Raw genomic sequence first — 13,565 nt, forward strand, 5'->3', positions numbered from 1 at the left:
GAGGTGACAGATGTCTATTTTAAACTTGATTCATGACAGGAACGCCGGCATGATGCCGGAGCTGTATAAAGAATTGACCGAAGAAGAAATGGCCGGAAGGATTTTGAATATCAAAAAGAAATTCGGAGAAAGGCTGTTTATCCCGGGGCATCACTACCAAAAAGACGAAGTGATCCAATTTGCGGACGCGACGGGAGATTCGCTTCAGCTGGCGCAAGTCGCCCAAAAAAATAAAAAAGCGGAATATATCGTGTTCTGTGGCGTGCATTTTATGGCAGAAACAGCCGATATGCTTACTTCCGACGAACAGATTGTCGTTTTGCCGGACATGCGCGCAGGCTGTTCGATGGCCGATATGGCCAACATGCAGCAGACGAATCGCGCCTGGGAAGAGCTTGCAGAGCTGTTTGGCGATACCATCATTCCCCTCACATATGTCAATTCGACAGCGGAAATCAAAGCTTTTGTAGGAAGAAATGGGGGAGCGTCCGTGACATCCTCAAATGCGGCCCGCATGTTGACATGGGCGCTATCGCAAAAGGAGAGAATTTTATTTCTTCCGGATCAGCACTTGGGACGAAACACGGCATTTGACCTCGGCATTCCCCTCAGCAGAATGGCGGTGTGGGATCCCATCGAAGAAAAACTTGAGTATAACGGCGATTATGAAGACATAAAAATCATTTTGTGGAAGGGGCATTGCTCTGTTCACGAAAAATTTACCGCGGCGAATATCAAAAGTGTTAAAGAACGGGATTCGGACATTAATGTTATCGTTCATCCGGAATGCACCCATGAAGTCGTCGCGCTCAGCGATTTCAGCGGGTCTACAAAAAAAATCATCGATACGATTAATGAAGCAAAACCGGGGAGCAAATGGGCGATTGGAACAGAGATGAACCTTGTTTCGCGCATCATTCAAGAACATCCTGATAAACAAATCGAATCCCTTAATCCAGATATGTGCCCTTGTTTGACAATGAACAGAATCGACATGCCGCATTTGCTGTGGTCGCTGGAGCAGATTGACAAAGGTGAACTGACAGGCGTGATCAAAGTTGATCAAGATATCGCAAAAGATGCCATTCTTGCGCTGAATCGGATGTTAACGATCCGTTAAATGTTTGGAGAACAAGTTTTTATCATAACCCCTCCGCTATGCGCATAAATTTGTGGAGAAGCATATTTGTTATTCTCATCTGTTCGTTCACGTTTTTGCATAGGAGGGGAAAACGTTGAAAATTCATATTGTCCAAAAGGGCGATTCTCTGGAAAAAATCGCGGAAAGATATGAAGTGGACTTTGAAGAACTGAAAAAGCTGAATTCGCAGCTGAGCAATCCAGATTTGATCATGCCGGGCATGAAAATCAAAGTACCATCAGGGGGAGTGCCGGTCAAAAAAGAAGAACAGCTCAATATGAGAAAAGAATTACCGAAAAAACAGCAGGAACATCCATTTGCAAAAGAAAAACCGAAAGGTAAGCTTGATGTTGAAGATATAAAACCGAAAGAAAAGCCTTCGGTTCCTTATGTTCCGCCTGTCCCGAACATCGGGCAGTCAAGTTTGCCTGAAGGCGACATTTCAAATTTGTATCAAAGCGTCAATCAGCTTCATCAGCCGTACGCACCTCCAAAACCTTATGAACATCAAGAGAAAGGCCCTAACATGTATAATCCATGGACAAATGAGGAGGAGAATCATATGGAAAATGTCAATTATCCGAATGTTCCGCAGCCGCCGAATGTCGGTGCAGCAGGTGATGAAAATAAGCAGTTTCACGGCATGCCAAATGTAGCTGCTGCCGGATATCATCACCATCACCATCCGCATCCTTATCCGTTCTATCCTGGAGGCTGCTGGATTCCTGTTTCACCGGTGCTGCCTGGATCGGGCTTATGCCACCCTTGGTATCCATATCCTGCTCAAATGCCTTACATGCCTCAGCCTAGCTATGTATCTCCTGCTGAATATGACGGTGATGACAACATGGGGCATGACAATGCCGGTCATCACGGATATCATCATCAGCCGATGACTGCTCCGGCATATGCGCCTTATCAGCCGTTTCCGGGATATGCATCACCAAACGTCGGACACGATCCCAATATGGCACACGGCAAAGAAGATGACTGCGGGTGCGGGCCAGGCCAATTCCCGGGAGGTTTTCCGGGTGCAGCGCCATATGGACAGATGCCGCAAATGGGAGCTCCGTACGGTATGGGCGGATACGGACAGCAGCCCGCAGGCGGACAGATGTTTAACAGACCGGAAGATGAAGAAGACTGATTCGGAATGGGACGATGATCTATCGTTCCTTTTTTATTGTGGGCCGCTATAAACACTTTCATGCTTTTTCACGGGACTGTCTATAACTGTCAAGGGTAACTCTTCACATCTCGCACATCCTAAAAAAGAGCGCAATGCTCAAATTCAGCGGTTTTCACGGGGGGGATTACCATTGGACAGCAAGCTGAAAGTGTTTTCGGGTATTTTGCTTTTGACAGCTGGTTTATCTGCCTGCGGAACGAACGACGCTATAGATAATGGAAACAATACGCGTCCGATCGGATATTATTCAAATGATGCAGATCGTAATAACGGTCTTGATAATGACGGTCCTGTTACAGAAATGCTTGAAAACATGAACGGGAGAAACGGTGCAACGAACGTGAACAATCGAGCGGGCAACGGCAATCCCGTTCCAACAGGCGATGGAACTTTCAGCCGGGGAGACATGAATTATCACAATCATTTGGTGAACACGGCGGACACAGGCTATAACAGACCGGAAAACCGTAAAATCTCCAGGAATATCACTGGACGCGTCAACAAGTTGAATTATGTTGACGAGAGTCAGGCCGTCGTAACGAATGAAACGGTCATCATCGCGGTACGGTCAGATAAACAGCTGACAAATAATGAGAGAACTCAAATTAGAAAAGCAGCCAAAACGTTTGCTGGAGACCGGACCGTTCAAGTTGTCGAGGACGACGGCGCATTTACAAGGCTGCGCGAAATGAACGACGACCCTCAGAACATTAGGGATCGCGGAGACACGACGAATAACAATTTGAACCGCTTGCGCAACCAATAAGCAGGGAATTGCCGGGGATTCCCCGGCAATTTTTTTGTAAGCGTTCGGCCGATTTCTTTACAAAAACGGGGAAAACCGTATAAAGTGTACATAGAGACGAGAATTTTTTTGGAGGTAGAAAGATATGGCTGGCCATTCTAAATGGAAAAATATTCAGAGAAGAAAAAATGCCCAAGATGCTAAACGCGGCAAAATTTTCATGAAGCTTGCCAAAGAAATATATGTAGCCGCAAAAGAAGGGGGACCCGATCCCGAATCTAACGCAAGTCTGCGTCTCGTCATCGATAAAGCCAAAAATGCAAACATGCCAAACGACAACATCGACCGCGCCATCAAAAAAGCTTCCGGCAGCCAGGATGGAAAAAGCTACGAGGAAATTACGTATGAGGGCTACGGCCCAAGCGGTGTGGCTGTCATGGTCAAATGTTTGACAGATAATAAAAACCGGACGGCGACAAACGTCAGAACCGCTTTCAGCAAAAACGGCGGCAGCTTGGGGGAAACAGGATGTGTTTCTTATATGTTCGACCGGAAAGGATATATTGCAATCGAGCGTGAAGATCTTGAGATAGATGAAGAGGAGTTTATGCTTGAGGTCATTGATGCCGGTGCCGAGGAGCTCGAAACGAGCGAAGAGCTGTTCGAGATTTATACAGAGCCCGAACAGTTTGAAGAAGTAAAGAAAAACTTGGAGGAGCGCGGCTACGAAACGGCGACAGCCGAAATGACAATGGTTCCGCAAACCTATGCAGAGGTCGATGAAACACTTCAGGAAAAAGTCGAAAAACTCATTGACGCACTTGAAGATGATGACGATGTGCAGGAAGTGTATACGAACGTTCATTAAAGGACGCCGCACCAGGTTCGCGGCGTTTTTTATGCATTCAACCATTTAGCAGTCGTATCAAGCTGCTGCGGAATCAAGATTTGATTTTTCATCATATATTGTGAAGGAATCTGTCATCATGAGAGGAGGTTCTATAAATGGCTGAACAGCGCGAAAATGAGAAGCCTTTCACGGCTATAGACGCGGGTGCGCAAGATCAGGAAACCGCTCAAGTCATCGAAAAAATCAACAGCTTTATCACGGGATTTGGTCAATCCATCAATGAGCTGGTTCAGAAAAACAGCGGCATCGATCTGAGAGAGGCCGACCTCACAAAAAGTGAAAATGCAGAGATTAATCAAGCGGTCCAAAATATCATCAGCGAATACATTCAAAATATCAACAGCCTGAATGCTGATCTTAGCGGAAAGATCGGTGAATCGATCAACGGCATCGTCACAAACAAAAAAGATGTTTAAGCATTTGACAGCATGACGTGTATTGCCGGCAAAGCTCCATTCAGCCTTGTCGGCAAGTTTTTTTATACATATGAGAATGTACTGTAACGCTAAATGCTTTTTTTCATGCCGCAGCGCCGGCATTCACGCAAAAACTGCCCGTTTTTTACAGAGCTTTTAAAAAGGGTGTAATCGCAATTGTCGCACCGTCCGTGGCGGACATCCGGATATTGATTGTAATCATAAACTTTTGTCAGGTCGTAGCCTTTTGTTTCATATTCAGTTTCCATGTTTTATCACCTGCATTTTTATTGTCGGTAATAGGATAACAGAACGGGGATGAAAAGAAAATATACCATCAGCAGCCGGCAGATGTTACTTTTATCAAACCGTATACCCCGTTTCTGATAGAATGCCTTATTCTCAAGCGGGATAGGCTGTAGGGAAAGTCGTGCAACAAGAGACGCCTATTCTTATGAGATTTTTTTCTTAAAATTTATCGATCTTTTAAACTAATGAAAAAGCATCATTTTATTTAAATTTTTATTTTTTATCAAACTTATTCATAATTGAACGCGTCATGTCTAAAGCGTAAAATAACTGTGTCACAAAAAAGCCAAAAATACAATGAGGCTTGGAGGACATGCTTAGAAATCGAAAGGTAGTGTAAAAGGGGAATAATCAATGAAGAAAAAAGTACTCATCTACTTGGTGATCGCAGCAGTGATGATAAATGGCGCATACAGGTGGTTCGAAAAAACAACCCGGGAGAACTTTCAGATCCAGGCTGGGGACAGATACATGAATTTCAAGGAATTGCAGGAACACGAAAAAAGCGGTTATGACATTGAGTACCACGAAAAAGCGGGAAGCGACTGTTTAATTTTTTCGCCTCATGGAGGAAGAATAGAAGGCGGAGTAAGCGAGCTTGTCAGAGCTTTCAAAGATGATTATTCAACTTATTTATTCGAAGGAAAAAAGGATGAGAACAACTCGGATCTTCATATTACAAGCACAAACTTTGACGAGCCTCTGGCATTGCAGAAAATAAAAGAACACCGCTATACCATCGCATTCCACGGCTATTCCGGCGACCGCCCGCACACGCTTGTGGGAGGAACGGACAGAAAGCTGGCAAAAGCCATCGTCAAATCTCTGAAAAAGTCTGACTTTTCCGCAGAATTGGTCAAAGTGGACGGGAAATTTGCCGGAACTGCCGAGGAAAACATCAATAATGAAAGCCAGTCAGGAATGAGCGTGCAGCTTGAAATCAGCACGGCTCAAAGGAAAGAGTTTTTCGAAGACTTTTCCTATAAAGAGAGGGAGGAAACAAAAACGAGAACATTCCGCAAATATGTCAAGGCGGTTCGAAGGGTGCTGCAGGACAGATGCTGAAAATGGAAACTCGTGTTATTCTGTGTATGAACTGCTAAAACACGAAGGAGGAATAAAAAATGGAACGAAAAGACCGCATCGTTCAGGAATTTATGTCCCACCGCCTGGTGACAGAAGAACTGATTCAAAAGATTGATGAAAAACATCTCGATTACAAACCGACTGAAACGTCGATGTCAGCGAAGGAACTTGTCACGCATATGCTACAATCTTTCTATGCCTTTGCTTCGGCGGCAAAAGAAGGAAACGGAGAGTCTTTTAAAAAGAAGCCGGAAGAAACAGGGTCAAGCCTGAGCGAGCTCGCCAAAACGTATACAGAAAAAACAAAAAAGCTGCTTGAATCTTTTACGGATGAAGAATTGGATCGTGAGGTCGATTTGACCGGCGTCTTCGGACGGAAAGTAGCCGGCGAACAGCTGCTGCAGCTAGCGATCGGACACGAAATTCATCACAAAGGCAATCTGTTTGTTTATGTGCGTGAAATGGGACACACGGATCTGCCTTTGTACGTAAAAATTCATTGATTACGGGAGCCTGAAGATCACCCCTCCTTGAAAGAAAACCGGCTCAAAAGGAATACGAAAGCAGCCGGGTGTACACATTATGAGTAAAAGCAAAAGGAGGGTGTCAGCATGAATACGCATCGTGCCCAGGAAATCGTCGAATCACCCGACATGGTTGATGTTACTTATAACGGCAGGCCGATTTATATTCAGCATGTCAACGAACAAAATGAAACCGCAAGAATCTTTCCGCTCGGCCAGCCGGAGAACGAGCAGGAAGTACCGCTCGCAAATTTGAAAGAACATTAAAACGAACAGTCATCACCCCTTCTGTTGAAGGGGTTTTTTGTGTGTTTTTGAAATGTATGCCTTGCACGCTGTTTTTGGTTCGGTTAAATTGAGGTTAGGAGCTTAGAAAAAATTAGAAGAAGTTTTGCTTCGCTTGTTTGCTTACAAATAGCTGCAAAAGTTTTAGGAGTGTTTCCAAATGAATACAATTTTATATATTGAAGACGATCATGAGATCGGCCAATTTCTGAAAGACGTACTTGAAGAAAAAGGCTACACCCTGATTTGGCTGAATTCTTCACATGGTTATGAAGCGTACATTGAGCAAGTCGATTTAATCGTCCTTGATATTATGATGCCCGGTCTGGACGGATTTACGATCGGGCAGAGAATAAAAGAAGCCCATCCGAACATTCCGATCCTGTTTCTGACTGCGAGAACAGCTCTAGAAGATAAGCTAAAAGGACTTGGATTTGCAGATGATTACGTTACAAAACCTTTTCATCCGGAAGAACTGCAGGCGCGAATTGAAGTGCTGCTGAGAAGATTTGATAAATCGCCTATCAGCGAGATTAGGCTGAGGCACCTAACGGTTTACTTAGAAGAAAAAAGAATTATTAACATTCATACTGGAGAAGAAATCTTATTAACGGATAAACAGCTGAGAATCTTCCTGTTTTTGCTTCGTCACCCCAATCAAATTTTGACGAAGGAACAAATCTATGAAAACATTTGGAAGCAGCCGTTTATTGAGGGGGATAAAACATTGATGGTCCATATCAGATACTTGCGTCAAAAAATCGAAAACAACCCAAATAATCCAAAAATACTTGAGACGATCAGGGGAATCGGGTATAGGATTAAACAATGAAATTATCGACTAAATATCTGCTGAATATCATCGCCTCTGTTTTTTTCTTCCCCATTGCATTTTTGGGAGTCAATTTCGTTTATTATATGACGCTGACATATATCATTGGCTATCAGAGTGAGACGCATTATGAACCTGGTCAATTGGAAAAGCAATGGACAAACGATATCGGGAATTTAAAGGGAAAGTCAAATGATGAGATTATTTCTTCGTTCAAGAAGACGAAGCAATACAAGGATTCGCATGTCATTTGGATGAACAACAGCGGGAATGTATTGTTTTCTACATCACCTCGATTTGCCGAAGACAAGACCAATTTGACAGTCAGTGATGCGATTCAAACTCTAAATCAGGATGATGAGGAATATTTGCTTCTGTACCAGTATTTGAATGGGAAAGAAGATAGCGGATACGCGATACTGGAAACACCCCATTCGCTGATCGGCACTCAGTGGGAGGTTATGAGAACCAAATACTCTTATCTGTGGTTCATTGCGATGCTTGCTGTTTGTTCATTGTTTGTCTTTAACTCCTGGATGTTTTTCAAAAAACTTCATAAGCGGTTAATTGAACTACAAAAGCATATGACAAAACAGGATGAAAATGGCATGCCAAAACCGCTTGTAATCAAGCAGTTTGATGAATTGGGACAAGTCGAACATTCGTTTAACCAAATGGTCGATAAATTGAGAGTCAGCAGGAGAAAAGAACAGGATGAAGCGGAGATTCGAAAAAATTTAATAGCCGGTCTGTCTCATGATTTAAGGACGCCGCTTACTATCATCAGAGGACATACATTTTCATTGCGGGATGAAAATATTAGTGAAAAAGGAAAGCATTCATTACATGTGATCAACGACAAAATTTCTTTTATTGGTGATTTAATAGACAATTTGTCTTCATTTACGCTCTTGGCTGCCGGCAAATTTCCGCTATTTAAGGAGCGCAGCGATATTTTAAAAATTCTTCGATCCTCACTGTCCGCATGGTATCCGATCTTTGAAAAAAAACACTTTGTCATCGATATTGATTTGAAAGAACCGATCGTTTGGGAAGTTGACGAAACTTGGCTAAAAAGAATCTTTGATAATATTTTCCAAAATATAATACGCCATGCCGATTCGGGTAAATTTGTATCTGTTCAAACAAAGCGGATGAACGGGCGGCAGGTTTTGCTGATTAAAGACAAGGGCCCTGGGATTGACACCGAGTCTGAAAATAAGGGGGCGGGCATCGGTCTGTCGATCATTGGTATGATGCTGAAGCAGATGGATTTGGAAAGTGAAGTAAAAAGCAGTTCCGCCGGTACATTATTTATGATTTACAAAGGCTGAAAAAAGCGGCAAATCGCTATGATTTGCCGCTTTCAGACTGTTGACAAAATAGGTCGGATTTTTATAATCCGACCTATTTTTGTCCAATTTATTCTGTTTTTTCGATGAGAATGCTGGCGAATTGGACTTTTCCAAGTCCAATTCGCCAGCTTTTTGAGATTCATGGCAGCGAAAACAAGCATCGCCTGCATGGACAATTTTTTCTTTCCCCGCAGGGTTGTCCAGCGCAGGCCATGCTTGTGTTTTAAATCCGCAAAAACTCGTTCGATCGTTTCTTTGCGTTTGGCGTAGATTCGCCTATTCTCATCCGTGTGGCGAAGATGGTCGGCTTCATCCAAATGATCCTGCCAGAGATGCCTGTGAATCATCTTTCGATGATTTCGACTTTCCGTACATTGCTTCAGAAAAGAACAGTGTTCACATCGGTTTGGATCTGATGCATAAATCCGATAGCCTTCACGGTTGGTTGTGCGATATGTCAGAACGTGATCGTCAGGGCAAATATAAGCATCGTAATATTCATCGTATACATATTCATGTTTTCTCATGAACCCTTTTTTAGTTTGTGGTCGAGTGTAAGGCATGACGGGACGGACATTTTGATCACTTAGAAACTTTGCGATAAACGGCGTTTTATATCCGGCATCAACTGCGACTGTATGAGGCTTAGCGACGTGCTCTTTCACCTGTTGAAACAGGGTCGTGAACACTTGGCTGTCATGAATATTGGCAGGCTCAACAACCGCCCCCAGCACAAATCCATTCCGGTCACAAGCTGTATGAAAACCATAAGCAAAAAGACGTTCCCGTTCACCTTTTACAAAATAACCGCTCTCAGGATCTGTCGTACTTTCTTTTATTTCCCGTTCTTCTGAGCATTGCCTGGGCTTTAAGGGCTTTTTGCCGTTGGCTTCGCGATCGGCATTAATTTCTCGATCTAATTGTTCCTGATAAGCTCTTGTTTCTTTTCTCACAATCTTCTTCACAAACTTTTTCTTATTCGCATTGGCTTTGACATGGGTTCCATCGATAAAGGCGACCGACGGGTCGACAAGACCGAGATCCATGGCCTGACGCAAGATTTTATAGAAGATTGTTTCAAATAGGTCCGTATCATGAAAACGGCGCTCATAGTTTTTACTGAAGGTTGAAAAATGAGGGATTTTTTCAGAAAATCCATATCCAATAAACCAGCGATAAGCGACATCGGTTTCGATCCGTTTAATGGTTTCGCGCATCGAGCGGTGGCCAAACACGTACTGAATCAGAACCATTTTGATCAATACAACGGGATCAATGCTTGGGCGCCCTTTTGAAGAATAAAGGGGAGCAACTTTTTCATAAATAAAAGAAAAGTCCATGGCTTCTTCTATTTTCCTGACCAGATGGTCTTCCGGGACAAGTTCACTTAAGGCAAAGACTTCAAGCTGTTCGCGCTGATCTTTAGAGTGCTTAGACAACATGGCAAAACCTCCAAAAACTAGATTTCACTCACATTTTAACAAAAAAAGCTTGTCGATCAAGCCACTTTTTGTGGCTTTGTCGACAAGCTGAAAGCGGCAAATCGCTATGATTTGCCGCTTTTTTAGATTTATTTAAACGGAATTTAAACTCCGGTGCAGCTTATTTTTAACCTTGATGGTCTATAGTTGAAAACAGAATCAATTCTTATGAAAGGGTGAGATACTTTGTCGAAGGGTGGGATGGTATTCATGTCAAAGTGAAAAAAGCTCGTCTTATATCTCCTTGGAAAAGGTGAAATTTACTGTCTGTAAGCTCAGGACGGAGCAGCAAATCAATATTGCTTATATTGTTGTTGGGAATTTTTTCGGTGGTCGCAATCTGTAAAATTCCGAATGAAGACAGACACGGGATATGAAAAAGGCATGTTATCAGTGTGGGTTAGGCAATTTTGGGAGTATAAGATGTAATCGCTTAACACGCCTGTATATAATCTCAAAAAACTTATATGCAGTAAGGAGAGGAAGAACATGGAGCAAATTGTTTTTATAGTTTCAATGTTGGCTTTGGGAGCCACTTTAGTTACTTTTTTTGGTTTGATTTTAAACGACGGATTAAAAGGGGTGTTCGACCTGTCAAGAAAACCGGTTAAATTTATGGCAGGGACATTTTTGCTTTACATTGTCACTTTTGCAATCTATATTTTGATCAACAGCCATTAATCAGCAAACTAATCAAGGGGAGGGATCTGTAAAAGGCTACACCTCTTTTTAATAAATCGATGACTGAACCGGATAACGGAAGCGAGTCTTTCCAAAAATGGTTGGGAAAATGGTTTTAAAAAGGATTTTTCTAGCGTAGGAATGATGGTGCAACCAGGCCAGCTATATGGATTGCTAATATTACTGAATAAAAACAATTCGCTGATTTTAGCATTGAATTAATTCCTTTCAATTTTAAATTCAACAAATAACGACTAAAAAACACTCGAATCTCCGAGTGTTTTTGTTAATTTATGATTTTTGCAAGTCCTCTTACTGCCAGCCTCAGCACATAAAACAACGGCTCAAGCAAATCAACGAGATAAAGATAATCCCATTTATCATCATTTCGTTTCTTCTTTTTCTTCAACAGCTGTTTCTCCCTTCCTGACTTTAATGGGGTTATTTCATATACGGACGCGCCTTCTTTAAGTTTCAAATTAGGGGTGAAATTTGTTTTTTCTGGCGGCCCATTGTTTCTGAAGCCAGTTTTTTTTATAAAGATAAGCGATCAATTCCATCCACAGCTTAGGAAGCCTTTGCGGGAAACGGCTTTTTTTATAAATGGTTTGATAGGCTGTTTTTAAGTCATCCCACTGTCTGCATTCTTTCGTCTGCAAAAACCTGGCCACATCGATGACTTTGATTGTCCCAGCCGGCGTCAGTATCAGGTTTCTGAGGTGGATATCGGATGGATTCAATCCTTTCCGCTTCGCATCGTTCAATGCGCGGTCGACCTCGCAGATCATGTCATCATCGATCAGAATGCCTTTGTTTAAACACTCATAAAAAGTGTATCCTTTAATATACTCCATTAAAATATATGATGGCCCTGTTTCATATATATCAGGATAATAATTCGAATCAGAAAGCTTTTTGTAAATCTCCGCTTCCCTTGCGGCAATGTTCTTAAATTCGGGAAAAAAGACTTTAAGAGCCATTTCCCTGCCCTCTTCAGTCAGCTTAAAAACGTATGCGCTCCTGCCTTTCCCGATCAACTCTAAGTCATCGGGTTTTTGGATAAGTTTATTGAACTTTTTTTTCGTATTATACTTTACGGCCTCTGCATAGGTTTGCGCCTTTTTCACGCCGAACTCACCTTCTTTTTAAGGGCTGGTCAAACGAAAAACTCTCTATAATGTTGTTTATACATGAGAACGAGGGGTTTTGCACCTTAAATGCTTTTGAGTTCTTCATATTGGTTTAAAAATGTAACATTCGTAAACCGGTTGTCATCTAATTGCTTTTTTAGATTAATTTTTAAAAGCGTTGGTCAAACTATGGATATGATCGTTAAGGCAAAAAAGAAGGTGATATTGATGAACAGCCAAAGCAAGTTCAAAATCGGTTTATTGCTTATTGGAAGTCTGCTGGCCGCGCTCAGCTTTCACCTGGAGGCCCTGGCCGAAAAGCCGGCTAAAGTTCAAATCCAGCTTGAAAAGGTTTATCTGGACGGGGACGTTGGAATCGAAAATAAAGTAGAGGCCGCTCGAACACTGGAAGACTTTAAAGCTGCTTATAAAGGGTGGCAGCTCATCGATCAGAAAAAGGGGTTTATTTTGTTTCGCAAACAGGTGGACGACATTTCTCCCCTCAGCAAAACAAACGGTTATATCGGAGTGACGGAAGACGGCGTGATTTCGACTTTTCACGGCCGCCCGGGCATATTATCAGAGCCGATTCAATCGTTTTTTCAGATTGATATAAAGCGCCTGGAAAGCCGGATGGCGGATGATTTGCGCAAAGGGATCCCATACCGCACGAAAAAGGAATTTGAACATGTCATTGAAGCCGTAAAATCATCCGGAAGCCAACATCATGTAAAAGATATGAAGACATGACGCTGTTATGTCTTTTTTCAGCTGCAGACAGAAGCCATTTTTAGCGAACATATGTTAACTTTTTGATTCTAGCTTTGCCTGTTTTGTGTTACAATGAAGAGCAGTCAAAGAGGTGAATGAACGTTGATCGAATTCGTAAAAGGGACGATTGATTATGTATCGCCCCAATATATTGTCATTGAAAACGGCGGGATCGGCTATCAGATCTTTACGCCAAATCCGTTTATTTATAAGAAAAACAGCAACGAAACAATCTATACATACCATTATGTAAGAGAAGATACGAATGCGCTGTACGGCTTTTCGACAAGGGAAGAAAAAATGCTGTTTACGAAAATGCTGAATGTTACGGGAATCGGCCCGAAAGGAGCGCTTGCGATCCTCGCTTCCGGCGATCCGGGAGCGGTGATTGAAGCGATCGAGAATGAGGATGAAGCGTTTCTCGTCAAGTTCCCCGGCGTAGGCAAAAAAACGGCAAGGCAGATCATTCTTGATCTGAAAGGGAAGCTCGCAGACGCCGTTCCTGAAATCGCGGCCGATCTGTTTAACCATGAAGAGCGGGAGCAAATTCATGAAGCGGAAACGGCTCTTGAGGAGGCGCTTGAAGCATTAAGAGCGCTCGGCTATTCCGACCGGGAAATTAAAAAAGTCCAGCCTCATTTGAAAAAGGAAGAGGCGCTTTCGACGGATCAATACGTTAAAAAAGCATTGCAAAAATTGTTAAAGTAAGG

Annotated in this window: 17 protein-coding genes; 13 read left to right on the forward strand and 4 right to left on the reverse strand. The window is 42.6% G+C overall.

Annotation, left to right across the window (positions count from 1 at the left end; genetic code table 11):
• Window positions 1-10 precede the first annotated feature (10 nt).
• From nadA to M1E06_RS06875, 5 genes are all read left to right on the forward strand, one after another.
• Window positions 11-1,120: a quinolinate synthase NadA gene (gene nadA, locus M1E06_RS06855; RefSeq protein WP_035338345.1), complete on the forward strand. Its 1,110-nt coding sequence runs from the start codon at window positions 11-13 to the stop codon at window positions 1,118-1,120.
• A gap of 115 nt (window positions 1,121-1,235) precedes the next feature.
• Window positions 1,236-2,288: a SafA/ExsA family spore coat assembly protein gene (gene safA, locus M1E06_RS06860; protein ID WP_023855408.1), complete on the forward strand. Its 1,053-nt coding sequence runs from the start codon at window positions 1,236-1,238 to the stop codon at window positions 2,286-2,288.
• A gap of 172 nt (window positions 2,289-2,460) precedes the next feature.
• Window positions 2,461-3,096 (forward strand): YhcN/YlaJ family sporulation lipoprotein, encoded by a 636-nt coding sequence (locus M1E06_RS06865; protein WP_023855407.1) that lies wholly within the window; start codon window positions 2,461-2,463, stop codon window positions 3,094-3,096.
• 124 nt (window positions 3,097-3,220) lie between these two features.
• The gene (locus M1E06_RS06870) at window positions 3,221-3,943 is read left to right on the forward strand and encodes a YebC/PmpR family DNA-binding transcriptional regulator (protein WP_023855406.1); all 723 of its coding nucleotides are present in this window, start codon (window positions 3,221-3,223) and stop codon (window positions 3,941-3,943) included.
• A gap of 137 nt (window positions 3,944-4,080) precedes the next feature.
• A complete protein-coding gene (locus tag M1E06_RS06875) occupies window positions 4,081-4,401 on the forward strand; it encodes a hypothetical protein (protein WP_035338347.1) in 321 nt (106 codons plus the stop codon).
• An 89-nt stretch (window positions 4,402-4,490) separates the two neighbouring features.
• Here M1E06_RS06875 and M1E06_RS06880 read toward each other — a convergent pair whose 3' ends face one another.
• Window positions 4,491-4,670 carry a hypothetical protein gene (locus tag M1E06_RS06880; RefSeq protein ID WP_003183993.1) on the reverse strand — a complete coding sequence of 60 codons (180 nt, stop codon included), beginning with the start codon at window positions 4,668-4,670 and terminating at the stop codon, window positions 4,491-4,493.
• 394 nt (window positions 4,671-5,064) lie between these two features.
• Between M1E06_RS06880 and M1E06_RS06885 the strand changes: the two genes are divergently transcribed.
• From M1E06_RS06885 to M1E06_RS06905, 5 genes are all read left to right on the forward strand, one after another.
• The gene (locus tag M1E06_RS06885) at window positions 5,065-5,775 is read left to right on the forward strand and encodes a poly-gamma-glutamate hydrolase family protein (protein WP_023855404.1); all 711 of its coding nucleotides are present in this window, start codon (window positions 5,065-5,067) and stop codon (window positions 5,773-5,775) included.
• Window positions 5,776-5,834: 59 nt separating this feature from the next.
• Entirely contained in the window at window positions 5,835-6,299 is a 465-nt protein-coding gene (locus M1E06_RS06890; protein WP_023855403.1) for a DinB family protein, read from the forward strand.
• A 108-nt stretch (window positions 6,300-6,407) separates the two neighbouring features.
• On the forward strand, window positions 6,408-6,587 hold the full coding sequence (locus M1E06_RS06895) for a small acid-soluble spore protein H (protein WP_023855402.1): 180 nt from the start codon (window positions 6,408-6,410) through the stop codon (window positions 6,585-6,587).
• Between the two features lie 178 nt (window positions 6,588-6,765).
• A complete protein-coding gene (locus tag M1E06_RS06900; protein ID WP_035338348.1) occupies window positions 6,766-7,437 on the forward strand; it encodes a response regulator transcription factor in 672 nt (223 codons plus the stop codon).
• The gene (locus M1E06_RS06905) at window positions 7,434-8,771 is read left to right on the forward strand and encodes a HAMP domain-containing sensor histidine kinase (protein WP_035338349.1); all 1,338 of its coding nucleotides are present in this window, start codon (window positions 7,434-7,436) and stop codon (window positions 8,769-8,771) included. Before M1E06_RS06900 ends, M1E06_RS06905 begins: the two co-directional genes overlap by 4 nt.
• A gap of 32 nt (window positions 8,772-8,803) precedes the next feature.
• Here the strand turns inward: M1E06_RS06905 and M1E06_RS06910 are convergent, their stop codons facing one another.
• The gene (locus M1E06_RS06910; protein WP_035338155.1) at window positions 8,804-10,234 is read right to left on the reverse strand and encodes an IS1182 family transposase; all 1,431 of its coding nucleotides are present in this window, start codon (window positions 10,232-10,234) and stop codon (window positions 8,804-8,806) included.
• Window positions 10,235-10,762: 528 nt separating this feature from the next.
• On the opposite strand from M1E06_RS06910, the gene M1E06_RS06915 reads away from it, so the two are divergent.
• Complete coding sequence (locus tag M1E06_RS06915; RefSeq protein WP_035338455.1) at window positions 10,763-10,954, forward strand: hypothetical protein; 192 nt, start codon at window positions 10,763-10,765, stop codon at window positions 10,952-10,954.
• A gap of 286 nt (window positions 10,955-11,240) precedes the next feature.
• On the opposite strand, the gene M1E06_RS06920 is transcribed toward M1E06_RS06915, so the two are convergent.
• Complete coding sequence (locus M1E06_RS06920) at window positions 11,241-11,363, reverse strand: hypothetical protein (RefSeq protein ID WP_023855401.1); 123 nt, start codon at window positions 11,361-11,363, stop codon at window positions 11,241-11,243.
• A gap of 70 nt (window positions 11,364-11,433) precedes the next feature.
• The gene (locus M1E06_RS06925) at window positions 11,434-12,081 is read right to left on the reverse strand and encodes a protein kinase family protein (RefSeq protein WP_035338454.1); all 648 of its coding nucleotides are present in this window, start codon (window positions 12,079-12,081) and stop codon (window positions 11,434-11,436) included.
• A 231-nt stretch (window positions 12,082-12,312) separates the two neighbouring features.
• Between M1E06_RS06925 and M1E06_RS06930 the strand changes: the two genes are divergently transcribed.
• On the forward strand, window positions 12,313-12,834 hold the full coding sequence (locus tag M1E06_RS06930) for an intercompartmental signaling factor BofC (RefSeq protein WP_023855400.1): 522 nt from the start codon (window positions 12,313-12,315) through the stop codon (window positions 12,832-12,834).
• 123 nt (window positions 12,835-12,957) lie between these two features.
• A complete protein-coding gene (gene ruvA / locus M1E06_RS06935; RefSeq protein ID WP_023855399.1) occupies window positions 12,958-13,563 on the forward strand; it encodes a Holliday junction branch migration protein RuvA in 606 nt (201 codons plus the stop codon).
• Window positions 13,564-13,565: the final 2 nt, after the last annotated feature.

The organism is Bacillus sp. AK124, from assembly GCF_053903085.1.

Excerpts from the sequence above, each read along its gene's own strand:
- M1E06_RS06875 (WP_035338347.1), top strand. The coding sequence starts at position 4,081 with ATGGCTGAACAGCGCGAAAATGAGAAGCCTTTCACGGCTATAGACGCG.
- M1E06_RS06895 (WP_023855402.1), top strand. The coding sequence starts at position 6,408 with ATGAATACGCATCGTGCCCAGGAAATCGTCGAATCACCCGACATGGTT.
- M1E06_RS06880 (WP_003183993.1), bottom strand. The coding sequence starts at position 4,670 with ATGGAAACTGAATATGAAACAAAAGGCTACGACCTGACAAAAGTTTAT.
- M1E06_RS06910 (WP_035338155.1), bottom strand. The coding sequence starts at position 10,234 with ATGTTGTCTAAGCACTCTAAAGATCAGCGCGAACAGCTTGAAGTCTTT.
- M1E06_RS06890 (WP_023855403.1), top strand. The coding sequence starts at position 5,835 with ATGGAACGAAAAGACCGCATCGTTCAGGAATTTATGTCCCACCGCCTG.
- M1E06_RS06930 (WP_023855400.1), top strand. The coding sequence starts at position 12,313 with ATGAACAGCCAAAGCAAGTTCAAAATCGGTTTATTGCTTATTGGAAGT.
- M1E06_RS06870 (WP_023855406.1), top strand. The coding sequence starts at position 3,221 with ATGGCTGGCCATTCTAAATGGAAAAATATTCAGAGAAGAAAAAATGCC.
- M1E06_RS06915 (WP_035338455.1), top strand. The coding sequence starts at position 10,763 with ATGGAGCAAATTGTTTTTATAGTTTCAATGTTGGCTTTGGGAGCCACT.
- M1E06_RS06905 (WP_035338349.1), top strand. The coding sequence starts at position 7,434 with ATGAAATTATCGACTAAATATCTGCTGAATATCATCGCCTCTGTTTTT.
- nadA (WP_035338345.1), top strand. The coding sequence starts at position 11 with ATGTCTATTTTAAACTTGATTCATGACAGGAACGCCGGCATGATGCCG.
- M1E06_RS06885 (WP_023855404.1), top strand. The coding sequence starts at position 5,065 with ATGAAGAAAAAAGTACTCATCTACTTGGTGATCGCAGCAGTGATGATA.
- M1E06_RS06900 (WP_035338348.1), top strand. The coding sequence starts at position 6,766 with ATGAATACAATTTTATATATTGAAGACGATCATGAGATCGGCCAATTT.